21 protein-coding genes and 1 pseudogene are annotated in these 23,245 nt (G+C 39.9%); 12 read left to right on the top strand and 10 right to left on the bottom strand.

Annotation, left to right across the window (positions count from 1 at the left end; translation table 11 throughout):
* Nucleotides 1-14: 14 nt before the first annotated feature.
* A complete protein-coding gene (locus AC20MK_RS06105; RefSeq protein ID WP_487354994.1) occupies nucleotides 15-1,382 on the bottom strand; it encodes a dihydroorotase in 1,368 nt (455 codons plus the stop codon).
* Between the two features lie 226 nt (nucleotides 1,383-1,608).
* Here AC20MK_RS06105 and AC20MK_RS06110 point away from each other — a divergent pair, with 226 nt between their 5' ends.
* The 7 genes from AC20MK_RS06110 (at nucleotide 1,609) to AC20MK_RS06140 (ending at nucleotide 7,700) form a co-directional block, all read left to right on the top strand.
* A complete protein-coding gene (locus AC20MK_RS06110; RefSeq protein WP_487354995.1) occupies nucleotides 1,609-2,181 on the top strand; it encodes an acetate uptake transporter in 573 nt (190 codons plus the stop codon).
* 193 nt (nucleotides 2,182-2,374) lie between these two features.
* Nucleotides 2,375-3,232, top strand: coding sequence for a PstS family phosphate ABC transporter substrate-binding protein (locus AC20MK_RS06115; protein WP_487354996.1), 858 nt, complete (start codon nucleotides 2,375-2,377; stop codon nucleotides 3,230-3,232).
* Between the two features lie 37 nt (nucleotides 3,233-3,269).
* Nucleotides 3,270-4,163, top strand: coding sequence for a phosphate ABC transporter permease subunit PstC (pstC, locus tag AC20MK_RS06120; protein ID WP_487354997.1), 894 nt, complete (start codon nucleotides 3,270-3,272; stop codon nucleotides 4,161-4,163).
* Nucleotides 4,160-5,020, top strand: coding sequence for a phosphate ABC transporter permease PstA (gene pstA / locus AC20MK_RS06125; protein ID WP_487354998.1), 861 nt, complete (start codon nucleotides 4,160-4,162; stop codon nucleotides 5,018-5,020). Before pstC ends, pstA begins: the two co-directional genes overlap by 4 nt.
* Nucleotides 5,021-5,042: 22 nt before the next feature.
* Nucleotides 5,043-5,810 carry a phosphate ABC transporter ATP-binding protein PstB gene (gene pstB, locus AC20MK_RS06130; protein WP_487354999.1) on the top strand — a complete coding sequence of 256 codons (768 nt, stop codon included), beginning with the start codon at nucleotides 5,043-5,045 and terminating at the stop codon, nucleotides 5,808-5,810.
* Between the two features lie 4 nt (nucleotides 5,811-5,814).
* Nucleotides 5,815-6,465 (top strand): phosphate signaling complex protein PhoU, encoded by a 651-nt coding sequence (phoU, locus tag AC20MK_RS06135; RefSeq protein WP_487355000.1) that lies wholly within the window; start codon nucleotides 5,815-5,817, stop codon nucleotides 6,463-6,465.
* A gap of 620 nt (nucleotides 6,466-7,085) precedes the next feature.
* Nucleotides 7,086-7,700: a YkgJ family cysteine cluster protein gene (locus tag AC20MK_RS06140; protein ID WP_487355001.1), complete on the top strand. Its 615-nt coding sequence runs from the start codon at nucleotides 7,086-7,088 to the stop codon at nucleotides 7,698-7,700.
* Between the two features lie 667 nt (nucleotides 7,701-8,367).
* Here the strand turns inward: AC20MK_RS06140 and AC20MK_RS06145 are convergent.
* Both AC20MK_RS06145 and AC20MK_RS06150 read right to left on the bottom strand, forming a co-directional pair.
* A complete protein-coding gene (locus AC20MK_RS06145) occupies nucleotides 8,368-8,700 on the bottom strand; it encodes a winged helix-turn-helix domain-containing protein (protein WP_487355002.1) in 333 nt (110 codons plus the stop codon).
* Between the two features lie 158 nt (nucleotides 8,701-8,858).
* A complete protein-coding gene (locus tag AC20MK_RS06150; protein ID WP_487355003.1) occupies nucleotides 8,859-9,692 on the bottom strand; it encodes a TrmB family transcriptional regulator in 834 nt (277 codons plus the stop codon).
* A gap of 163 nt (nucleotides 9,693-9,855) precedes the next feature.
* Here AC20MK_RS06150 and AC20MK_RS06155 point away from each other — a divergent pair, with 163 nt between their 5' ends.
* Nucleotides 9,856-10,602, top strand: coding sequence for a class I SAM-dependent methyltransferase (locus tag AC20MK_RS06155; protein WP_487355004.1), 747 nt, complete (start codon nucleotides 9,856-9,858; stop codon nucleotides 10,600-10,602).
* A gap of 84 nt (nucleotides 10,603-10,686) precedes the next feature.
* Here the strand turns inward: AC20MK_RS06155 and AC20MK_RS06160 are convergent, their stop codons facing one another.
* Nucleotides 10,687-10,860 carry a hypothetical protein gene (locus AC20MK_RS06160; RefSeq protein WP_487355005.1) on the bottom strand — a complete coding sequence of 58 codons (174 nt, stop codon included), beginning with the start codon at nucleotides 10,858-10,860 and terminating at the stop codon, nucleotides 10,687-10,689.
* Nucleotides 10,861-10,914: 54 nt separating this feature from the next.
* Here AC20MK_RS06160 and AC20MK_RS06165 point away from each other — a divergent pair, with 54 nt between their 5' ends.
* Complete coding sequence (locus AC20MK_RS06165; protein WP_487355006.1) at nucleotides 10,915-11,718, top strand: dienelactone hydrolase family protein; 804 nt, start codon at nucleotides 10,915-10,917, stop codon at nucleotides 11,716-11,718.
* Nucleotides 11,719-11,796: 78 nt separating this feature from the next.
* On the opposite strand, the pseudogene AC20MK_RS06170 reads toward AC20MK_RS06165, so the two are convergent.
* The 4 genes and pseudogenes from AC20MK_RS06170 to mmp11 form a co-directional block, all read right to left on the bottom strand.
* Nucleotides 11,797-12,123: pseudogene (locus AC20MK_RS06170) on the bottom strand (transposase); the annotation flags it as partial.
* A gap of 244 nt (nucleotides 12,124-12,367) precedes the next feature.
* Nucleotides 12,368-13,177, bottom strand: coding sequence for a tryptophan-rich sensory protein (locus tag AC20MK_RS06175; RefSeq protein WP_487355007.1), 810 nt, complete (start codon nucleotides 13,175-13,177; stop codon nucleotides 12,368-12,370).
* A 333-nt stretch (nucleotides 13,178-13,510) separates the two neighbouring features.
* A complete protein-coding gene (locus AC20MK_RS06180; RefSeq protein WP_487355008.1) occupies nucleotides 13,511-15,046 on the bottom strand; it encodes a thiamine pyrophosphate-dependent enzyme in 1,536 nt (511 codons plus the stop codon).
* Nucleotides 15,043-15,951 (bottom strand): methanogenesis marker protein 11, encoded by a 909-nt coding sequence (gene mmp11, locus AC20MK_RS06185; RefSeq protein WP_487355009.1) that lies wholly within the window; start codon nucleotides 15,949-15,951, stop codon nucleotides 15,043-15,045. The genes AC20MK_RS06180 and mmp11 overlap by 4 nt, the downstream gene beginning before the upstream one ends.
* A 390-nt stretch (nucleotides 15,952-16,341) precedes the next feature.
* Between mmp11 and AC20MK_RS06190 the strand changes: the two genes are divergently transcribed.
* Both AC20MK_RS06190 and AC20MK_RS06195 read left to right on the top strand, forming a co-directional pair.
* Entirely contained in the window at nucleotides 16,342-17,421 is a 1,080-nt protein-coding gene (locus tag AC20MK_RS06190) for a type I restriction endonuclease (RefSeq protein WP_487355010.1), read from the top strand.
* Nucleotides 17,422-17,476: 55 nt separating this feature from the next.
* Entirely contained in the window at nucleotides 17,477-18,436 is a 960-nt protein-coding gene (locus tag AC20MK_RS06195; protein WP_487355011.1) for a hypothetical protein, read from the top strand.
* 258 nt (nucleotides 18,437-18,694) lie between these two features.
* Here AC20MK_RS06195 and radC read toward each other — a convergent pair whose 3' ends face one another.
* Nucleotides 18,695-19,384: a RadC family protein gene (radC, locus tag AC20MK_RS06200; RefSeq protein ID WP_250869092.1), complete on the bottom strand. Its 690-nt coding sequence runs from the start codon at nucleotides 19,382-19,384 to the stop codon at nucleotides 18,695-18,697.
* Nucleotides 19,385-19,514: 130 nt separating this feature from the next.
* Between radC and AC20MK_RS06205 the strand changes: the two genes are divergently transcribed.
* Entirely contained in the window at nucleotides 19,515-20,339 is an 825-nt protein-coding gene (locus AC20MK_RS06205; protein ID WP_487355012.1) for a molybdopterin synthase, read from the top strand.
* Between the two features lie 75 nt (nucleotides 20,340-20,414).
* Here the strand turns inward: AC20MK_RS06205 and AC20MK_RS06210 are convergent, their stop codons facing one another.
* Nucleotides 20,415-22,922: a sensor histidine kinase gene (locus tag AC20MK_RS06210; RefSeq protein ID WP_487355013.1), complete on the bottom strand. Its 2,508-nt coding sequence runs from the start codon at nucleotides 22,920-22,922 to the stop codon at nucleotides 20,415-20,417.
* Nucleotides 22,923-23,245 lie beyond the last annotated feature (323 nt).

Genomic DNA, 23,245 nt, shown 5'->3' on the forward strand with positions numbered 1-23,245 from the left:
GAACTTTATGTCCATCATTCTTTCTCAGTGTAGCCATTGCCTTCAAGGAATTTGCCACGGCCCTTTTCAGCAATTAGTTCCTCATCCCAAATGACCTCGCCTTTTGAAATGGTCATTTTCGGGAATATTGCATCCATGTTCTCAAATGGGGTCCATCCGGCTTTACTGTGAAGCTTGTCTGCTTTTATGGGGGCAGCTGCATGTGTATCCACAATGATCAGATCAGCATCATACCCTTCAGCAAATACACCCTTTGAATGCTTTTTATCAAGGCCAAAGATCCGAGCAGGGTTTCTACTTGTCACCTCTATCATTCTGCCGATCGGAAGCAGGTTCTTCTTGACGGCCATGAGCATAAGAGGCATAAGTGTCTCCACGCCTGGCACACCGGAAGGAGCACTCCTGATATCAAGGTCCTTATCAAATTCGGAATGCGGTGCATGATCGGAAGCTATCGCATTAACAGTTCCGTCATTTACGGCATTCATAAGTGCTTTAACGTTCCTGCGATCACGCAGTGGAGGGTTCATCTTCCCGAAAGTACCGAGCCGGTCCCAGTCCCTTGTCGAAAGGAAGAGGTGATGTGGTGCTGTCTCACAGGTAACGATGTTCTCACGCCCTTCATTTTTGGCCACATATGCCTCTTTGCGTATCAGACCCAACGCATCAAGTGTACTTATGTGGCAAAAGTGTGATCTTGTGCCCTTTTCTGCGATGGTCTCAAGCGCATTCTGGACAGCGATCCCCTCACAAAGATTAGAGCGTATCCTGGAATGTGAGTTAGGGGACAGGTCCTTTTTTAATAATATCTCATTCTCAAGGCGGATGTTCTCATCCTCTGCATGGATACAGGCGACAGCATCAAGTTCCTTGATGATCCCGAGAGCTTCCGAAAAGTCCTCTTCATTTATGTTTAGCCCACCTGTGGACTCGGCCATGAATATCTCGCCAAATGAGGTAACACCCAGTTCCCAGAGAAGGGAAAGCGACTCAAGGTTCTTTGTCACACCGCCATTGATGCCGAAATCAATTATCGATTTGCGGTTTGCAAGCTTAAGTTTTTCATTGAATGATGATTTGTCAACGGTAGGCGGAATGGTGTTCGGATGCTCTATAACAGTAGTAGTACCACCAGCAGCCGCTGAACATGACCCTGTGTACCAGTCCTCTTTTTTCACCATACCTGGTTCCCTGAAATGCACGTGCACATCGATACCAGCAGGGATGGTCAATGCTCCCTTTGCATCGATGAGAAGGTCCGGATCTGCCGAAGTTATATTCTTTGCTATCCGTTGGATCTTTCCGTCATTGATCTGAACTTCACCAGGCTGCAGAATATTATTGTAGAAGACCTTTGTGTTTGTGATGAGGATATCGGTCATGGTTTTGGATCTCCGATGTTAGTTTGGATAAAGTATGATGTGTGAGAATATATCTGAATTTAGATGTTTATGCATTATAAGATTGTCCTTTTTTGATGAGGCCATCCATTTAAGTATACATCAATAATTCAAAATTAAAGCACTAATAATTGATAATGTTTATATTCACATCACCCATAAACTTTATTGTAAGTGATATAGTAATTGATAAGGGGGGAATGTGAGCATGGATGAAAGTGTAAGCAAGATCACAACAGCAAATCCGGCACCATTGGGGTTAATGGGGTTTGGAATGACCACAGTGTTGCTTAATTTACATAATGCAGGATTCTTTGGACTGGGAGTGACCATCTTGGCCATGGGCTTGTTCTATGGAGGGATCGCTCAAATCATAGCAGGGGTCATGGAATGGAAAAGTGGTAATACCTTTGGAACAACAGCGTTCACTTCATATGGAGCATTCTGGCTCACTTTAGTGTTCATACTGATCGCACCAAAATTAGGAATAGGGGAATCTCCAAGTGCAATAGAGATGTCAGCATATCTATTCATGTGGGGATTGTTCACCTTCGGGATGTTCATAGGGACCTTCAAAGCCAATAGGGCCTTACAAGTCGTCTTCGGATCATTGACATTGTTATTCGTACTGCTGGCCATATCCGATCTCACAGGTAATGCAGCACTAAAGCAATTCGCTGGTTATGAAGGGATATTTTGTGGTCTCAGTGCAATATATCTGGCAATGGCTGAAATAATAAATGAAAAGTTCGGCAAAACGGTCTTACCGATAGGTGAATAATGAATTGTTCATATTTGCTTTATCCTCACATACATGGGCAAATATATAGAATATATATTAATATTGATTATATGATGTCATATATACACCCCTATATAATATACTGAGAGATTATATATGTAGTTCAACACATTTGCAGCTCCATAGGACTGGTCCACCAAGCAAAAAGGATAGGTTCAAGAAGGTCTAAAAAATGTCCAAGAAAACAATCTCATATATGATTACGCTCTTGCTGGTCACTTCACTTGCTCTTTTTGGAGCAGGTTGTGTTGGCAATGACGGTAGTGAAGAAGAAATTCAGTCAATTATGATCAAGGGATCAGATACAGTTCTTCCACTTGCACAGGCAGAAGCTGAAGTTTTCATGATGGAAAACCCTGACACAAGTGTATCCATTATCGGAGGAGGATCCGGTGTGGGTATTGCAGCACTCATCGATGGCGAGATAGACATCGCAATGGCATCAAGGGAAATGAAAGAGTCAGAGATAGAGAATGCACAGGCAAATGGCATCAATCCTCTTGAGCAGACAATTGCATGGGATGGTATCTCTGTTGTAGTGAACCCGGAAAACCCCATATCTGAAATGACATTCGAGCAGATCAAAGCGATCTATGTGGGAGACGTCTCCAACTGGAATGAAATAGGTGGCGAAGACCGTGAAATAGTAGTACTCTCACGTGACAGCAGTTCAGGTACCTACGAATACTTCAAGGACGAAGTAATGGGAGGCAACGAATACAGGGCTGATGCACTTATCAATCCATCAACCGGAGCGATCATCCAGACCGTAGCACAGAACAAGAACGCTATCGGCTATGTCGGTGTTGCTTACCTTGATGGAACCATAAAGGCAGTTGCAGTGGATAACGGCAGCGGTGCTGAGGAGCCAACCTCCGAGAACATTCTCGCAGGCACATACCCACTTGCAAGACCCCTTTACTTCTACACCAACGGTGAACCAACAGGCCTTGCACTTGAGTTCATTGAATTCATCTCCAGCGAGACCGGAGAAGAAACCATCTTTGAAGTAGGGTACTTCCCTGCTTGATCTTTTTTCAGATCCCCTTAAGGATCAGGGATGAATTATGATGCATAGAAAAAAGAAGGAAAAAGCAATTGAATCCACGCTCTTAATGGTTAGTGGAATTACAGTCGTAGCCCTGTTCCTTCTTTGTTTTTTCCTTTTTAGAGAAGGTTACCTTTTATTCGGTGATTATTCAGTCATATCTTTCATTACCGAAACTTCCTGGTATCCATCATCATCACCGGCAAAATTCGGATTGTTGCCTCTGTTGACAGGATCATTGATCGTAACAGCCGGCGCCATTGTCCTTTCAGTGCCTCTTGGAATTGCTTCTGCTATCTATATATCAGAACTTGCAGACCCCAAAGTGGCACAATTGATCAAACCTTTTGTTGAGATCCTCGCAGGCATACCTTCTGTTGTCTATGGTTTCTTCGGACTTATCGTAGTGGTTCCATTGCTTCAGGATGTGTTAGATCTTCCCACAGGACAGACAGCCCTCGCAGGTTCTATCATGCTTGGAATGATGGCACTGCCTACAATTATATCGGTGTCAGAGGACGCCATCAATTCAGTTCCCACAGCACTCAAGGAAGGTTCCCTTGCCCTTGGAAGTACCAAATGGCAGACCATCTACAGGGTAGTGTTACCGGCAGCACTATCAGGGATATCCGCAGCCGTCATGCTTGGTATGGGAAGGGCGATAGGTGAGACCATGACCGTCATGATGGTAACAGGAAACACTGCGATCATACCCGGAATTCCCGAAGGTCTTTTTGATCCGGTAAGGACAATGACCGCGACCATAGCTCTTGAAATGGGAGAGGTCCCACAGGGAAGTGAACATTTCCATGCCCTGTTCGCAGTAGGCGCAGTACTTTTCCTAATAACATTCATAATCAATCTTATCGCTGACAGCGTAAAGAAGAAATACAGACTCCAGGAGGGGGTATGATGTTCTTTGGTGCAAAGACATCCGAGAAACTGGCATTCGCCACACTGAAGCTCTCCATGGCAATTGTACTCGCTTTCGTATCGATCCTTGTGATCTACATCACTGTCAATGGCTACAGTGCGCTCAGTCTCGACTTCATAACCCAGATGCCGATGAAAAGAATGACCCAGGGAGGTATTTATCCGGCGATCGTGGGAAGTCTGATGCTTATAGGACTTTCAATGGCCTTTGCCATTCCTCTAGGCATACTCTCAGCAATTTACCTGAATGAATATTCAACCCCTGGACGTGCTTCCTGGGCGATCGAGATGGCGATCAATAATCTTGCAGGTACACCATCCGTAGTGTTCGGTCTTTTCGGACTTGCATTGTTCGTCAAGTACTTCGGATTTGGAGCCTCGCTCCTGTCAGCCTCCCTGACGTTGGCTTTGCTAATAGTACCCGTGATAATCCGTGCAAGCAAAGAAGCATTGATGACAGTACCACAGGAATATAGGGAAGCTTCCCTTGCGCTTGGTGTCACTAAATGGCAGACCACAAGGAAGGTCGTACTGCCTGCAGCGATCCCTGGAATGATGACAGGTATAATCCTGAGTATCGGCAGGGTTGCAGGTGAAACAGCACCCATACTGCTTACAGGAGCAGCATACTTCTTGCCAAGGATACCTGATTCGGTATTCTCCCAGTTCATGGCATTGCCATACCACCTTTTCGTGCTGGCGACCTCAGGTACAAGTATCACACAAACACGTCCGATACAGTATGGAACAGCATTGATACTGCTCTTGATAGTTGTTATGATGAACAGTATCGCAGTAATTATAAGAAGACATTACCGGAACAAATTGAACAGGTAAAAGAGAATTCGAGGATGATCTTATGTCTAAAAATGAAATTAATACGAATATCAATATTAAAGACCTCAATCTCTGGTATGGTGAAAAACACGCGCTCAAGGATATTTCACTTGACATACCGGAAAAAAGCGTTACTGCTTTGATAGGTCCTTCAGGTTGTGGAAAATCCACTTTTCTCAGATGCCTGAACCGTATGAACGACCTGGTTAAATCATGCCGGATAGAGGGCGAAGTACTTGTCGATGGTGAGAACATCTATGATAAAGATCTGGATGTCGTTGAGCTGAGGAAAAAGGTTGGAATGGTCTTCCAGAAGCCAAACCCTTTCCCCATGTCCATCTATGATAACATTGCCTATGGTCCGAAGATACACGGTTGTTCCAAGTCAGAGACCGAAGAAAGGGTACACCAGGCACTCGAAGATGCTGCCCTTATGGGAGAGGTCCAAGACAGGCTTGGAGAAAAGGCATTTGCGCTTAGTGGCGGACAACAGCAAAGGTTATGCATTGCAAGAACACTTGCCGTCAAACCTGAAATAATATTGTTCGATGAACCCTGCAGTGCTCTTGACCCCATATCCACTTCCAAGATCGAGGATCTTATCCTTGAGCTAAAAAAAGATTATACAATTGTGATCGTTACACACAATATGCAACAGGCAGCACGTATTTCCGACCATACAGCGTTCTTCCTCCTTGGAGAACTTATCGAGTTTGGAAGGACAAAACATATATTTGAAGATCCGCAGGTGAAGAGCACCGAGGATTACATAACCGGAAGGTTCGGTTGATATCATGGTCAGAGAAATATTTAATCAACGACTTGATGACCTCAGGTCGGAAATTCAGGAGATGGGAGAATTATCCCAGAAAATGCTGGTCGATTCCGTACAGGCGTTGGAAGATCTTGACCTTGAACTTGCAAAGAATGTCATTGAGATGGATTCCATTGTTGATGAGCTTGAATATGATGTCGAGAAAGCTACAGTACACTTACTGGCTTTGCAGCAACCAATGGCAAAGGACCTTCGTTTGATAACCGCTTCTTACAAGATCGCCATCGACCTTGAAAGAATGAGCGATTTTGCAGTGAACATAGCAGAACTTGTCAGTAAGATTGAAGGCGAACACGTCATACCATTGGAGGAGATAAACACTATCGCATCCATTACACAAATGATGATGGAAAATTCAATGAAAGCCTATGCTGAAAATGATGCTGAACTTGCGAAGGCTACTGCTGAAGAAGACAGTCAAGTTGACAGATTGTTCTATTCCACCTGGCAAAAACTGGTGAACCTGATGATAGAGGATGCTGCACTGATACCGAATGCAGTCGATCTTATCTTTGTCCTCAGATATCTGGAACGTATTGCTGACCATGCATGCAACATCTGCGAAGGTGTTGTTTATATCGCAACTAACCAAAGGGCCAATTTGAACTAAAAAAATGGAGATAAGGTTTGCGAGCCTTGTCGACATCATTTTTTCTTTTATTTTCTTATTTGTCGGGACCTCATAGACCTACTGGGGAAGGAGGACCAGGATGGATAATGACACTGTGAAATTAACTTGCTTGTATGGTCCAACTCATTTTCTCCATGGTTCATAACAGACAAAGAACTCAAGAAGGACAAATCAAGAGAAATAACAGTCTGAATATCCATATAGATATTTCATCTCATTTTTAAGAATATACAGGTTATTAATGCTTTATTTTCTAAAATATTCATATTTAATTTATTAATAAACAAAAAAAGCTATTAAATAGCTTTGAATTGATATATAATTATAATTAATGTTTTAAAATTAATTATTTTTATTTATTTTTTATTTATATCTTCAAAATGTAAAATTTAGACTTTAAAATCTTATTATTATGTTCTTATTTATTTTTAAAAACAATGGAGCTATTATTAATAATTATAAACGTAAAAAACGTATTATATCCATTTTTAATAAAGCAAAGTCTCTATATATGTGCTATATCCTTATTGAAGCTACTTCTAGTTTTTAAATTATAAAATAATTTCTAAAAATGGAGCTTAAGTATTTTGAACTCTATTATGATGGTAAAAAAAGCTATTCGCTACAATGTGATACAGAACATTCTTCAACATTATGAATGCCCTGATACCTGTAAGGCAGAATGTTGCAGGAATGGTCGGGTCCATATATTCGAAGATGAGTTCAACCTTCTAAAAGAAAATGATCATGAAAGAACGAAGGATATTAAAAGTGATATTCTTGTTCCGGCTCTTTATGTTATGACCAGCCCATGTTCTTTTCTTAACCCGGCTAACAGGTGTGACATCTATGAAAAAAGACTAACTGTTTGTGGTATGTACCCATTCAAAGTGAACGATTCAGGGATATCATTGGGATTACAACCATGTCCATTGGGTTTTATGATCATAAAAGACATATCATCCTGGGCAATGGACACAATATCGATAGCAGATATTCCTGCTGCTGAAAAAGTTGAAAAACTGCTGCAATGGGAGATGAGCCTTGAGTCTTATGCAACGGAAGCTTCGGATTTCTATTCCAGAGAATCCCTGCAAGAAATGCAGATACCTTATGATGAACTTGAGATGCTGTCCATGTTCCTACGATCTAAAAATGCATTGAAGAAGATCAATGGCATATCTGAGATACAGGAGACCCATTGTTCAATATAAAAAGATCAATGCTTCCCCCCTGATATTTTAGCATAAAAGCTGCTCACAAGCAGGTCTCCTTAAATTAAGAGAGTTAGCAGGTTTATTGTTGATCTTTCTGCCATGAACCTGCTATGAAAAGAATCTTGATGAAATATTCGGATAGAGAGGAATAAATTATCAATTATTGAATCCATTTATACTTATGTTGAATTGTTTATTAGAAGTCCCACTTATTATATATTCTTGGTTTTACAAAGCAGTTTACTATAAAATTAAAAGAGTTCGGTTTTTCCTAGTTACCCATATCCCCGCACAATAGTGTGTCGATGCCTATACGAAGGGAACTTCTAAAATAAACCACAATCTATATTAATATCTATGTAATAGTGCAGCCGATGAACTGGACAGACATAATGCAGTGGACTATAGTTTTGGTTGGAGCAGTTATTGTGTACAGTGCAGCATTGCAGGATATGCGTGATGGTGTGTACAGAGATAGACTGTTCTCTACAAAACGTAATAAATAAATTACATTTAAAAACGGAGTGATAAGATGGATCTTAATGAACACCTGTTCATCTTGTCAGAAAATATTAAGAACTTGATCAAGAATAAAGATCTCGAAGATAAAGAGAAGGAGATCACCGCATAATCATTTTTCTTCTTCTTTTTCCATGATCCATACTTAATTTTCGTCACTGCTGAGTGAAAAATAAATATCACTAATACCTTCCATCACCCTGAATCCTTTACCAGTGATCATATAATCACCTCTTTCATGTTGCTGGATGATCATTCCACTATCAGACAATTTCTGGAGATGGAACAAAAGGTTTCCTCCACGAAGGTCTGTGAGTTTGGAAAGGGCTGAAAAGCTCATTGACTGACCGGAAATTGCTTTTAGAATTTCGAAACGCTTTGCGTGACATAGAGGATCGAGCATGTCATCAATAGCTGATTGAGCTGGAATAAGTGAGATATCATACTTTTTATCCTCGTTTGTATCATATGTCCTCATGGACTGCATAAGGCTGACCTGTTTTTCAAAAAGATCGATAGCTTCGGAAATTATTTGGTCATTGATTAAATTACAATTTATTCAAAAAGTATTATGCAACAATTCAATGAGGTTACAAACTAGCAGGCATCAATCAGAAGCTCATAACCTGGACCAGTTTATGTGAAATTGAATCGCTTCCCCTTAGTCCAGAGGTCGTCGAATTTAGCTTTGAAACGCTTTGTATATGCCTCATCCCGAATTTGTGTCATGCCGAGACTAGTACCCTTATTAACCTGATCTTCAATATCAAGGAAGATGGTCTTTGAATCAAAGATTACAAAATCATGCTTTGTTTCCAAAATTCTTATTTCCATGAATTTATGAAAATTACTTTTGACTGATTCATCTTCTATTGAATTAATAAGTTCTTTTATTGACGGTAACAGTTGAGAGTAGGAATCTATAATTTTAACATGAATGCCACGTTGTGCCAAATTTAAGTAAGCCTTGCTGAATACTGACATTGAATCATCATATTGTTCTGATACTCCTGGCTTGTACTTAAGGGGAGTAACAACACATAGCTCATGCTCAATATCCCCTAAAAATGAATTCACCATCTCTTTTAGTTCACTATCATGGAACTTGTCGGGCCAGAATATTGTTTCAACATGCTTTGGAGAATCGCCATTGGAAAGTTGCCGTTCAATTTCAGCAAATGTTTCCCTGAGTAGTTTGAGCTCATTGAGTGCTTCTTCTTCTCTTCTTTTGTACATGAGTTCAAAAGCAATTTTCGGATCAACAGTCCTGTATTTTCGTGGCCTTGAAGGTTGGATCTCCACAAGGCCATACTTGTTCAAATCCCTCAAAATCTCATAGATCTTTCCAATGGGAACTCGTGATAGCTGTGATAATTTACTTGCTTCCAGATCATTCTTTTTCAAAAGAGTCCAGTAAACAGACCTCTCATATTTGTTTAAACCGATATTTGCAAGTAACTTTTCATCCATCTTTTCACTACTTCTGAGTTTATTGTAAAGTAAAATTGTTATATATTCTGTGTGATATTAAGAATCACTGCTTGAACATATAAAATTATAATTGTCAAAAAGTCATATTGACTTTATTACATATTTATATAAAGCAAAATAAATGATGAGCATAGGTGTAAAAATGGAATCAGTTATTTTTGAGATATTTGACGGTTTACCCAGACAGGGTCCTGGCAGTAACGAATGTACGGAAAAAGCCTTTAATTTGCTTTCTTCCCTTCCTGCAGGAACTAAGATCCTTGACATTGGTTGTGGTGTAGGTATGCAGACAATACATCTTGCGAGGATTTGCAACAATTGTCACATCACTGCGACAGACATTTACCAGCCTTTTCTTGACACACTGATGGAAAATGCGGCTAAAGAAGGATTAAATGACAGGATTACCACAGTTTGCGCTTCCATGGATGATCTGCCTTTTGAGGCAGAGGAATTCGATGTCATTTGGGCAGAAGGCTCCATCTTTATCCTTGGTTTTGAGAAAGGAATTAGCTACTGGAAACAGTTCCTGAAAGAAGGGGGGCATATGGCAGTGACAGAGAACACATGGTTCACGGATGACCCTTCTTCAGAAGTTGTTGAATTCTGGCAGGAAATATATCCAGGTATCATGAATATACCTGATACTGAAAAAGTTATTGCGGCAGTAGGATATGATGTCATTGATCACTTTAAACTGCCAGTTTCTGTCTGGTACGAGTTTTATGACAATCTGGAAAAAAGAGTTGATGAAATCAGTGATACCTATAAAGGAAACACTGAGGCAGAAATGATACTTGAGTTTAACAGAAAAGAGATAAAACTCTTCAGAGAACGCCCGGATGAATATGGTTATGCGTTCTACATTTTTCAGAAGAACAAACTCTAATAGCGTATATGTGGAGTGACTTGCTCATAAAAAGCAGGTCACATCCGAATACAAATCATTTTTAATTTTATTTTTTTGTTTTATTTAAAGATAACAATTCTCAAATGTTTTCTGATTACTCCTAATGTCAAATGTACTGTATCCGAACAGCTTTGCATGTTCTTCCATCCTTTCATCGATATTTTTTACATACGTAAGGCCAGTGTATTTTTTGATGTTAAGAAATCTAACCCTGTCAAGCTCTTTTAGATTTGCCATAATCAGGCACATCGTAGAAATAAGATAGAATCTTATATTTTATCGGGGGTTAAAATGAAACATTTAATAATTTGTCTGTTAATGATATTCTTTGTTAGTTTATCCGGTTGTATCAATGATACAAATGAAGCTGCCAATGACAGGACAGATAATACTGAAGAGCTAACAGGATCAAGAGAGTTCCAAGCAGAAGGTACGGAAGTAGTGATCATCAGCGCTAACCTAAGTTATCCGACGTACGTAGCAGCACCTACAACTGAAGACAGAAAACCGGCAATAGTCCTGATACACTCATTCAGAGGAATGGAACCAGGATATATCGAACTTATCGACAGGTTTGCTTCTGATGGATATGTGGTAGTGGCTCCTGAGTGGCAGACCTTTGAGACATCTCCATCTGATGAAGTTGTAGAACAATTGATAAGGGATTCTGTTGACTATGCAAAAACAAGGTCTGATGTGAATACTGATCTTCTCGGATTGACAGGCTTCTGTGCAGGTGGAAGATATACCATGCTCTTACTTCCTGAAATCAAGGATTTCAATTCCGGGGTCGCATGGTATGGTTTCCCATATTCAGGAGGAGAGGAGAAGCGACCGGCTGCACCTTCTGACGTGATCGAGGGGCTTGATGCTCCCATGTTGATCATCCACGGGACGAGTGACCAGGCCAGCAATATATCGGATATCTACAGATATTGCACTGAACTGGATACCGCCGGCAAATACTTTGAATTGAAGGTATATCAGGGTCAACCACATGGTTTCATGCTTGAGAATGGCCAACTGTCACAGAGTTTTGAAGCCGAGGATGCTTACTGGCAGATGGTTACATTCTTTGACAGGACATTGAACTAAGGGATAAATATTAAGTTCTTTATGTAAAGTAAATATTTCCGCCACACTTCCAAAAATCATTTGTCATTTTTTATTTTTTTATGTAGTTAGGTGGAGTTTATTAAACGGCCCTGTAGAAATCCTCATCCAAACGAAAAACACAGTCTTGACATACCTATCAAGATTGTGTAATATCACTTTGAATTTTACTTCTTTTACCTGATTTCTATACTTTCTTGCACCTAATTTCTCCCCATATCTCCTTTTCAATACTGAAAACATCGTTTCACTCTGATTTCGCAGAGGATATATTTCATCATCAAATTCATGCATCGTTTTCTTTCTATATCTTCCCTTGATGTTTTTTCTTTTACGTTGTCAAAGTGGAACAAGTGCGATTGATCCGAGTTTTTCACGTGTCACTTCCCTCGTTTGTTTCTTATGAGATGAGAACAAATGTCCCTAAACTCTTTTTTGACAGTATTTTTGAATTAAAGAGTCTGGTGACAAAAATTAAAAAAATAAGATTTATGCTGTTATAGATGATATCAAGTGGTTGCCCATATCCTCATTTCCAGCATTACTTGTGATTGTATTGTGCTCTCATTTAGAGCATCTGTGCTTATGTTAATATGAGCCTCTGGTTTGGTTCTACAAATTTCTTAAATTTTCAGTTACTCCCATTCTGAATTTTCTTTTTTGAAATTAAGAGATAAACTTCGGCAAGAAGTAATAATATAATACAGACGATCGTTGTATTGATAATTGCAGGGTATTGAGATCCAAATCCTTCCGGGGATGTGTGCTTTAGTAATATTCCTGCATAAGCCCAAACAATAACAAGTCCGTAGGCAACATCTCTGTTTTTCAGCATGGTTGCAAGGCCGATAAAAAGTCCAATAGCAATTACTATAACAGTCCAGGAAGTGTCACTCAAAATAAAATCTTTCCAGCCCCAGCTAACAAGAAGTATAGTAGCATTAGCAATGGTTGCTACTGTGATCCATCCGAAGTAAACGCTAAATGGAAGCCTGATAAAGAAATATTCGGTATTAGAAAACTGTTCCCTGCATGTCAGTTGATTTATCAGGATCAGACAAATGAGGATCACAACCATCAGCAACATGGATAATGGGATTATGTCATAGTGCCATGCGAAGATCCATGATGCATTGGCAATGGAAGATACTGAAAATAGTATTCCAATTTTATTCATGAGCTCAGTCTTGCCGGAAGTTGTATTTCCCTGAAAAATACCAAGCTGGTAAAGTGTATAACCTGCCAGTAATAGATATATAAGTCCCCATATCGCAAAAGTCGCTCCGGCAGGGGCAAAAAGATTGGGATAGGAGTCTGAGACCTGGCCAGTATCCATTCCATTTATCGGGAGAATATTAGCCAGTGAATTGACAACAATCATTATCAGAAAAGTTACTGCTGTGATAATTTTAATCATTTGTTTCCTTTGATTTATGGTCATAATAGATTCGATCCCCCAATAATACTAATACAACTCATCAGTTTATTTTCCTTTTCATCCTTGCATAATCGAGTAAATGTTAACTATACTTTTTTGTTGCTATGGGATGAAACTGATTTTTCGGCTCTGTAGAAATCCTACTAACTATTTGAATTTTTAGAAGAGTTCCATTTTTCTTAGTTACTTATATCCCCAACTTGCTATGCGGAAAGTAAGATTCAAACTCACAGAAAAATCAAACATTTAGAAGAGTTGTGTTTTCCTGAGTAATTGTAACTCAGAAAAAATGCGTGGACCATAAACCGAACAAACAAAAAAGCCATCCCTCATTCTTCAACTATACAGAACACATTCAGCCCTGACATAGATAACCGAAATGCCTTTTACTGCAAGCTTGTCCTTTACAAGCCCTTCAAGTTCCTTTATCCTGCTACCAGCAAGCTCCGGATCATTGAACTCAAAGACAGTGACATCATCACAGAGCGCTTTTACAGCTTCCGTAAGGTCAGGTGTGGATTGTCCGCCTGTCATTGCTGCTGTCCTGTTGTCCAGCACCATAACGAGCACGTCACGTTTGTTCTCGACAGCATTTATCAGGCCTACGATGCCGGAATGTGACAGTCCGAAGTCACCTATGACAGCAACGGACTTTTTATCGAAACCTGTAGCTGTGGAAATAGCAGCACCAAGTGCAAATCCTACATCAACGGCTTCAAGGGGTGCAGGAGCACTGCGTATGGAGCAGCCCATATCACCTGCTATGAAAATATCAAGATCATGGAGCATTCTATAGACTGGCAGGAAAAGACAGTCCTCGCACAAAGAACGTGAACCCCTTTCACCAATGGCCTCAATAAAAGTATATTCAGTTACCTTATCCTTATCGATGTTCTCGATCGCAAAACCGATCTGCTCTTTTTCAATGCGACCATATGGGAGATGCCCGCTCATTTTTCCCAGCACGTTCTTACAGATACTGATGTGGGATTCGATAAAGGCTTCACTTTCCTCAACAACGAGAACTCTTTCATGGTCGGATATGAAATCCCTTAATTTCCTGACAGGAAGCGGAGATACAACATTAAGTGAAAGATGCGAAACCTCAAGCTGTCTTTCGGACAATAGCTCATCTACAAGCAAAGAGGGATAGCCAGAAGAGATTATGCCTGTCTTGCCTGCTTTAACATATCGTGTCAGAGAAGTGTTCTCTGCTTCATCCACAAGCAATGGCTGTACATTTATGTGGAAATGCTGGTGTTTGCCACGCATTGTCAGCTTCCAGACAGACCTGTCAAATGTAGCTTCTGTCTTCTTAATTTCCCCGGATCTTGTGACAGGACCTGTGGCTTTTTCCAGACGGTCCGTTATCCTGACTATAACCGGGGTCTTTGTACTTTCGGAGAGTTCGAATGCTCTGATAAGTGACCTGTATGTAGCACCCGGGTTCGATGGATCGAACACCGCAACTTCGGCAACTTCCCCATACCAGCGGGAGTCCTGCTCGTTCTGGGAAGCAAGTACCCCCGGATCATCGCCTGCGATTATTACAAGTCCTGCGCCAATCGTATGTGTGACAGAGGTCACGAGAGGGTCGGAAAGGACATTCATGCCAACGTGTTTTGTGATGGTCAATGCCCTTCTGCCTGAAACGGAAGCACCGAGTGCCGTCTCCAGTGCAGCCTTCTCGTTGGTCATCCACAGAGTGGTGACGTCAGCGGGAGAGTTCTTTTCAAAATGTTCGATCACGGCTGTTGTGGGAAATCCGGCAACTGCCGTTATCATCTTTACACCACAGTCCATGGCTGCAGCATAAAGGGCTTCAAGCCCCGTGACCTCCACAAGTCCATTCTGACCCTCAGGAGCGTTCATAACTTAGCTTCCAGATCGATCGATTCATCAGGACGGGCAAACCATGCAAGGGATGCCAATGCACCTATAACGCCATTACCATCGAGCCAGACATCCACACCATTCTTCTCTGCATGTTCCATTGCAATGTCCTTGGTCAGCTCACCGCTGCGACACATGGTGCTGTATTCTTCCATATGGGATGTATCGAACGAGGAAAGTACCACCATTCCGGTCTCATCGGACACACTGTATTTGAGCAGTGCATTTTTCATGTCCTTAAGGAGCTCTTGCTTCGCCTCTTCGCTCACACAGCCAAATTCAAGCACTGTGGATACGCAGTTCTGTGTCTTAGCCGAGACCGGGAACAATTGAACAAGGGAATGGGAAAGATAGACGGATTCATTGCTATTTAGTGCCATAGCAATGTTGTGTGTCATTGACCACGTAGCACCCTCTTCCTTTGTATCGGTGTCATCTATCCCGATAAGTACACGCTGCCGCCTTGGAACGACTATGGTGCCCTTGGCAGCCTTTCCGCCACCTGAGTCACCCACATCATAGCGTAGCACTCCCTGTGCAAATGCCCTGCATTTCGTGGCACCCACGCCTCCGCCTCCAAGACCTGCATAGGTTATGGATACCTCATCCCCGTCAACCACAACAGATTCTATCCCTGCAGCAGCCACAGATGGCTTAAGTGTAAGATCGCAAACATCAGCTTTCACGAGGTATCGGCTCATGTTGCCCACTGCACGTGCCTTCTGTACAAGGGGTGACCGGGCATAATGGAAGCGTGACCATGCAGCACCACTATAGCAATTCGTATGCTCTATGATCTCTGCATACTCGTTATTTTCATCACAGACCACATAGATGCCCCTGTAGGGGATCGTATAGGGATCTGTAAGTTCTACTTCTTTCATCTGATTGGATGAATTATGGGTAATGGTTTAAAGCTTTTGTTAAAAGCTCGTGATACGTGAAGAAGAATATCCAGTTGTTGCAGAAATATTAGATATGTACTGTCCTAATCGCCAGCATTTGTATTTTATCAGAAATTGACAGCACATTGCAGTAATTCTTAAAATTTGTTTAAGCAACCAACATTAAACTACAATTACGAAACAGAGATTTTATATATTGTTAAAATTCTGTTGATAGTACTTTTATTTACATTTGTAAAGCGATACAAAACTAATGTAACTATCAAAAGTTCACATAATACTGATTTGCAAATTTTAAGATAGGAAATACAATAATTTCTGAATCGTTTAAGGCTGCAGTTGAAACAAAACATATAAGGTGGGATATATTTGGATTTTATAGATGAAATCAAAGCATTAGCAAAGAAGATTCCAACACACAGTCAAAACATACAAACAGAAGAAGCTACAAAAAATGCATTGGTCATGCCGATGATAAACATACTCGGTTACAATGTTTTTGACCCCACTGAAGTTGTTCCAGAGTTTACTGCTGACCATGGTACAAAAAAGGGTGAAAAGGTCGATTATGCGATCTTCAAAGATGGTGTGCCCATACTCCTAATCGAGTGCAAAAGTATCGATTCAGATTTAACACCAGACCACGCATCCCAATTGTTTAGATATTTTAGTGTGACCGAAGCTAAAATCGGAATTTTGACTAATGGTATCATCTATAAGTTTTTCTCCGATCTCGAAGCAACCAACAAGATGGATGATAAACCATTTTTGGAAGTTGATTTAAACAATATACGTGAACCGTTAATCAATGAACTGAAAAGATTCAAAAAAGAAGCATTTAATCTCGATGAACTCACAAATGTTGCAAGTGAATTAAAATATACGAAAGAGATTAAACAAAACCTTTCCACTGAATTGAAATCTCCTTCAGAAGATTTTATCAAGTTATTTGCGACTCGTGTTTATGGTGGCAGATTAACTCCACAAATTCGAGAAAAATTCAGTTCAATTACTAAAAATGCATTCAATCAATTCATCAATGAAACCATTAATGAACGTTTGAAATCGGCAATGGCGAATGAAAGTAATTCCATCAAAGTAACTGATGCATCTACTATAGAGCAAGAAGAGGAATCTTCATCTGTGGATGATGGTGTTGTAACAACTGAAGAAGAAATGGAAGCTTTCCTAATCGTTCGTGGAATTCTTCGAGAAGTTGTTGATTCTAAAAAGATTGTTATGAGGGACACAAAGAGCTATTGTGGTGTACTTTTTGATGATAACAATCGCAAACCAATTTGTAGATTCTATTTCAACACAAAACAAAAGTACTTCGCTACCGTGGATAAAGGGAAGAATGAAGTGAAGAATCCAATTTCAGATCTGAATGAGATATATGATTTTGTTGATGAGCTAAAGGCAAGTGTCGATAATTATCTGAACGAATGAGTATAAAGTAGAATTTTTAATTAATTCTACATTCTCTTTTTTACAATGTGATCTCATGCAAAATTATGTATTTTTAAGACATCGTGTTTTTGTATTCACTATAATTCTTGTAATACTAAGCAATAGTGGATGCGTTTCTATTTCAAACTCACAAAATATTGATTATGAAAACCATATCCGGGATACAACTATTATATCTAATATAAATCAGTTCCAGGAAATTGCTGAATCTGATATAGGTACAAACTATGATAAAGAATTGATTAACATCCTTAAAACTATTGAAACCCATGATTATGCATATGAAAAAGAGATGGCCTCAGAAACAGCACACACCGTTTCGCAAGAAATGGAGAATTATGGGTTGAAACCATTGGATGGTCATTCATTGAAAGAATATGGGAACTATAAATCAGAAATGAACAGAATAAATCGGATTTTAGATATTCTTAATGAGCAGATGGATCATGAGTTTAAACACATTCCTCTAGATCAGGCATCGCATAATTATTTTATTTCGCTTGTTAATAAGGGTGAAAAATATTTACCTGTAGTTGATTCTTATAATGAGCTTATATATAGTTCCGACTACGTTCTTTCTGATAAAACCAATGATGAATATATAAAGAGATTCTATATTTGTGCATTTTTGTTAAGTGTAGATATAGCTTTGATTCAATCGGGTGGAGTCCATAAAGGTGTGTTCAAATCTGTTAGGACTTTAAATTCTGAATTAAAGTTAATGAAATCTGTTCCTTATTTAGGATATAGTGGATATGGATACTTGCTTAGCACAATTTATTGGTCAATTAAAGGACATGTAATTGGTTTCAAGAATGATGTCTTTGATGCTTTTCGAGATGGTGTCAATGATGATGATTTGGCAAACATGCTTAATGGAGTTACAATTGAAGATGCAAAAAAACAATTCGAAAAAATTGATGTCGAAAAATCAAAAAACGATTTAGACTCACTTTCATCGAGTGGTGTAACTTTGTTAAAGGACAAAATTTGAATTCGGTATGTATTGTCCTGATAGGCAGCATCTTTATTTTGTGAAGGTACTGATCCATTCCACAGGCAGCTATACATTGCAGCTATCAGTTCTACCCAGGGCAACTTTGATGCAGTCAGATGGTCTACCCACACTGATCCAAACGAGGTCACAGAAGAGATCAACGCACCATATGATGTGCTCACTTATGCCCAGTCCATTTATCCAGAATAGAATAACTTTGTGATCATGGGTTGCTTCAATGCAGACTTTCAGCCATCAGTTAATATAACCTTCCTCTTTCAAACTGACATACCTGCCATCCCCGATGATCACATGGTCCAGGACACTTATGCCAAGGATCTTTCCGCCTTCAACGAGCTTTTCCGTTACGGCTATGTCCTCTCTGCTTGGTGCAGGGTCACCTGAGGGATGATTATGCGTTAGTATGACGGATGCTGAGGATTCCATGAGAGCTGATTTGAACACTTCACGCGGATGCACGATGTTTGCGTTCAGGCTGCCAATGGAGATTACCTCTTCCTTGATGATATTGTTCTTCGTATCAAGATAAAGGGCTGTAAGATGTTCTTTTTTCAATTCGCGATGTCTGGGATAGAGCAGGGAATATACATCGTTTGCCGAGCGTATCTTTCTTTTCGGATCATCTGTGAATATCTCCAGTTTTCTCGCCAGTTCAAAGACAGCTGCTATCTGGGTAGCTTTGGCAGGACCGATACCCCGTATCTTTGTGAGCTGGCTGATGTTCGCCTGGCTCAGTTGTTTCAGATTATATTCCGAGAGGATACGACTGGACATACTTACCACGTTCTCATCCTTTGAACCTGTGCGAAGGATGACGGAAAGCAGTTCCGCATTGGAAAGAAAACCGGGACCATGTTTCAACAAGCGCTCCCTTGGCCTATCTTCCGAGGGCATGTCATGTATTCGTACCTGATAACCACACATGTAACAGAGTAATATTCTTTGGTAATATAAAGCAATCGAGATTTAAGATTAGGTTTTATATTTTTAGAAAGAATAAACTTTTGTCACCCCTTCCCTTACTTATATATATTATTCAGGAATAGGAATGGGCATGAAAGTCATTTCAGTCATAGGTTACAAGAACACAGGGAAAACGACCTTCGTTACCCGAATGGTAAAGGAACTTTCAGACCTTGGTCGTGTGGGAACGGTCAAACTGATGCTTGACCATCGTCTTGATGACCCGAATACTGATACCGGCAAACATTTCGATTCCGGTGCCGACATGGTCACCGCCGTCACGGACAGGGAACTGGTGACCATTGCTCGCAACCCCTCCTTTGAAAAAGCACTGGATGAACTTGCTGATGCGGGAATGGATTTTGCCATAGTCGAAGGTGCAAAGGATAGTGAGGTTGCAAAGGTCGTTCTCGGGGACATGGATGAGAACGTTTCCAATGTCATCGCAAGACTTCCTGAAAAGGCCGACTGGGATCTTAAAGATATTGTCAAACTGCTAATGGAACAGCCAGACCACGTCACCCTCAATTCCCTTATAGAACAGGTAAGAGCAAATCCCGATATCGTAAAGGCGGGCGGAATAGGTACTTTCATCGGTATCGTGAGGGTGGATAACGAGGATTACGAGACCCGGATGCTCGAATTCGAGAAATATGATAAGGTTGCAGATGCCAGCATCCAAAAGATAAGGGAAGAAATTATGCAGCAAGATGGTATCATCGATGTTCTCATTCATCATAAGGCCGGAAGAATAATGCCACTTGAAGATATCGTATATATCGTAATAGCAGCAGGCCACCGCCAGCAACTGTTCGCAGCCCTCAGTGAGACACTGGAACGGGTAAAATCAGAAGTGCCCATATGGAAAAAAGAAATAACCATCGATGGCAATTTCTGGGTGCATGATCATGCCTGATACTATTCTGATGATCATATAAAATATGTAAATGATGTTTGGTTCAACGATCAGGCATCATTACGATCACTATTCTCAAGCAGCACTTTCAAGATCAATTGGTATACTGAATACAAATGTACTTCCTTTTCCAACTTCACTTTCGACCCAAACCTTGCCGCCGTGTACTTCCACAAACTTTTTTACAATATTAAGCCCTAATCCAATACCCCCATGTTTCCGAGTGGTTGAAGAATCGACTTGGAAAAATTGCTCGAACAATTTGCTTTGAACATTTGGTGGAATTCCAGGACCTGTATCTTTTACAAAAAAGCACATTGAATCCCCACATTTCTTTGTTTCGATCGTAACATGCCCACCATTGGGTGTGAATTTGATGGCATTATGCACAAGGTTATAGATTATATGCTTGAATTTGAATTTGTCAGCTTTTAGGATCGTATTCTCAGGATCGATAATATGGTTCAAAATGATATTCTTTTCCAAAGCAAAGGACATCATGGAGGTTTCAACTTCAGCAATTACATCGGTTATTATGAATTTTTTTGGCTGGAATTCCATTGCACCGGATTCTATCTTTGAAGTGGTAAGGATCTCATTGAAGATCTCCAGCAAATGTTTACCATTAAATAGTATATTTTTGACATATTTTGTCTGTTTTTCACCCAGACCCTCGGATCTTTTAAGCAAAACATTTGAGAAACCTATTATCGAATTCAAAGGTGTCCTTATTTCATGGCTCATGTTCATTATAAATTCTGACTTGGATCTATTTGTATCCTCGGCCATTATTTTTGCTTGCAGCATTGTTTCCTGTGCTTTTACAGTTTCAGTTATATCAGAAATGATCCCATTCAGTGAAAGCGGTTTTCCCTGCTGGTCCTTATCCCAATTTACTTTTGCTTTTACCCACCGCATCGTCTTGTCTTTGCTTATGATGCGGTATTCTAAAACGCCATCTTCTAATTTTGTTTGCAACTCTTTCGTCTTTGCAATTACCCATTCCCGGTCTTCAGGATAAAGCGTGTTCGACCATAAGGTCGGGTCATTGAGCCACTCTTCTACAGTATAACCATAAATCTGTTCGATAGCTGGGTTTACATAGGTTGCTACAAGCGTGTCAGGATCAAGACTGAAGATGATATCATTTATGCTTTCGGACAGTCGATGATATTTTTCTTCGGAGATCTGTAAAGCATTTTCGATCTGCTTCCGCTCGGTCAGGTCCCTAATAATTGCCATATCTGCAGGTCTGCCTTCGTACTCTATGATGGATGCATTTATTTCCACGAGAACATTTTTACCAACCTTTGAGATGATCTCGATCTCATAAAAATTTGGAATTTGGTCCCCACATATTCTTTTTTCATACCTCTCCTTTACAAGGCCCCTATATTTGGGAGAAACAAATTCAATGAAAGGCTTTCCAATTATCTCTTCAATTGAGTATCCGGAAATATCCGACATTTTTTTGTTCGCATATTTAAGTACATAATCCTGAATGATAATGATCCCATCATTTCCTTTTTCCACAAGATTTGAATATTTCTCTTCACTTCTCTTCAATACCACATCCGCTTGCTTGCTTTCGAGTGCCGATCCAATGATATGGGCTGCCATATTAAGAATAACAAGATCCTTTTCGTTACATTCCCCGGCACTCAGAACATTGTCAATTCCAATAAAACCAGCAAGTTTATTTTTTATGTGCAGGGGCAAAACGATCAATGATCGTATTTCCTGTGCCATAAGTATCTCTTTCTCGGCTGATGCTTCAGGGGGAAGGGCTGAAACGTCTTTGATATGAATTGCTTCATCGTGATATAGTTTGTTCATCCACCATGGATATTGATCGAGGGATACATCCTGAAGATTCTCTTTTTGTGGTTCAACACCATCCACACAACATTCATGCGTGTTGTCTGCTCGAGTTCCATTCTCGCGAAACTGAAAAATATAACTTCTATTACTCCCACATAAATTGCAAATCTTCTCTAGAGCATAATCAATATTAGCATCTATATCCTTGCTGAAAATGAACTTCGACGAAATGGATGCTACCATACTTTCGATCTCAAGTTTCCGTTTTATGAGTAGATTTGTCTTTTTGATCTCTGATATGTCATCAATTATCAATGCGACCTTTGGACCATTTTCATCTCGTATAAGGATCGTGGAAATAAAATAATAAATTGTCACAGGCTGGCCATTAACTACTGTTTCCACTTCACCTTCCCTTTTGTAAATATTCTTGCCGGTTTCAAAAGTGTGTATTACAGAGTTTCGTATAATACATTCAGAGCATTCTCTGTTTTTCCCACACTCTGCCCCTTTGAACGAAGTCATACAATTAAGTGCTTCACCAACAAGAAGACCAAAACTATCTTTTTTTTCCTTCCCTAATCCAATAGTAGCAGCTTGATTAATGTTTTCAATTTTACTCTTATGATTGACGAGGATCATGATCAAAGGAATATCATCGAAAATTGATTTTAAGATATCCAGATTTACACTAGATTCAGCTGGAATATTATAAGACCCTTCGGCAGCTAGATCGTTCAGAATATCTTCTTCTCCAACCATATTTGTTACCTCTGTTATCCCCATGCATAATATTGAATATATCTATATATACTTCCCCATTATTTATCGATATATAAAATAAAATTATATACAATTCTTAAAGTAAATTTTGGAGACAATGAAGATTCTTTAAAAACATAAATACAGGTTTGTATAAATTATTAGTAAATGATCTTGACACATAAGGACAATTTATATCGTGGCACGTGCAGCAAGCAACAGAATCGTTATTTCTTCATCATTCATTTTTTCGTTCTTATTTTAATAAAAATTCATGGCTCTTTTTAATATCAATATTATTTTTTAACATATTTCGAATACAC

The organism is Methanococcoides sp. DA23, assembly GCF_057593895.1.

Coding starts and splice junctions, on each gene's coding strand:
- pstA (WP_487354998.1), top strand. CDS start 4,160: ATGATGTTCTTTGGTGCAAAGACATCCGAGAAACTGGCATTCGCCACA.
- AC20MK_RS06165 (WP_487355006.1), top strand. CDS start 10,915: ATGAAACATTTAATAATTTGTCTGTTAATGATATTCTTTGTTAGTTTA.
- AC20MK_RS06145 (WP_487355002.1), bottom strand. CDS start 8,700: ATGAGGACATATGATACAAACGAGGATAAAAAGTATGATATCTCACTT.
- AC20MK_RS06205 (WP_487355012.1), top strand. CDS start 19,515: ATGAAAGTCATTTCAGTCATAGGTTACAAGAACACAGGGAAAACGACC.
- pstB (WP_487354999.1), top strand. CDS start 5,043: ATGTCTAAAAATGAAATTAATACGAATATCAATATTAAAGACCTCAAT.
- AC20MK_RS06210 (WP_487355013.1), bottom strand. CDS start 22,922: ATGGTTGGAGAAGAAGATATTCTGAACGATCTAGCTGCCGAAGGGTCT.
- AC20MK_RS06195 (WP_487355011.1), top strand. CDS start 17,477: ATGCAAAATTATGTATTTTTAAGACATCGTGTTTTTGTATTCACTATA.
- pstC (WP_487354997.1), top strand. CDS start 3,270: ATGATGCATAGAAAAAAGAAGGAAAAAGCAATTGAATCCACGCTCTTA.
- AC20MK_RS06160 (WP_487355005.1), bottom strand. CDS start 10,860: ATGGCAAATCTAAAAGAGCTTGACAGGGTTAGATTTCTTAACATCAAA.
- AC20MK_RS06180 (WP_487355008.1), bottom strand. CDS start 15,046: ATGAACGCTCCTGAGGGTCAGAATGGACTTGTGGAGGTCACGGGGCTT.
- AC20MK_RS06105 (WP_487354994.1), bottom strand. CDS start 1,382: ATGACCGATATCCTCATCACAAACACAAAGGTCTTCTACAATAATATT.
- AC20MK_RS06155 (WP_487355004.1), top strand. CDS start 9,856: ATGGAATCAGTTATTTTTGAGATATTTGACGGTTTACCCAGACAGGGT.
- radC (WP_250869092.1), bottom strand. CDS start 19,384: ATGTGTGGTTATCAGGTACGAATACATGACATGCCCTCGGAAGATAGG.
- AC20MK_RS06175 (WP_487355007.1), bottom strand. CDS start 13,177: ATGACCATAAATCAAAGGAAACAAATGATTAAAATTATCACAGCAGTA.
- mmp11 (WP_487355009.1), bottom strand. CDS start 15,951: ATGAAAGAAGTAGAACTTACAGATCCCTATACGATCCCCTACAGGGGC.
- phoU (WP_487355000.1), top strand. CDS start 5,815: ATGGTCAGAGAAATATTTAATCAACGACTTGATGACCTCAGGTCGGAA.
- AC20MK_RS06115 (WP_487354996.1), top strand. CDS start 2,375: ATGTCCAAGAAAACAATCTCATATATGATTACGCTCTTGCTGGTCACT.
- AC20MK_RS06140 (WP_487355001.1), top strand. CDS start 7,086: ATGATGGTAAAAAAAGCTATTCGCTACAATGTGATACAGAACATTCTT.
- AC20MK_RS06110 (WP_487354995.1), top strand. CDS start 1,609: ATGGATGAAAGTGTAAGCAAGATCACAACAGCAAATCCGGCACCATTG.
- AC20MK_RS06150 (WP_487355003.1), bottom strand. CDS start 9,692: ATGGATGAAAAGTTACTTGCAAATATCGGTTTAAACAAATATGAGAGG.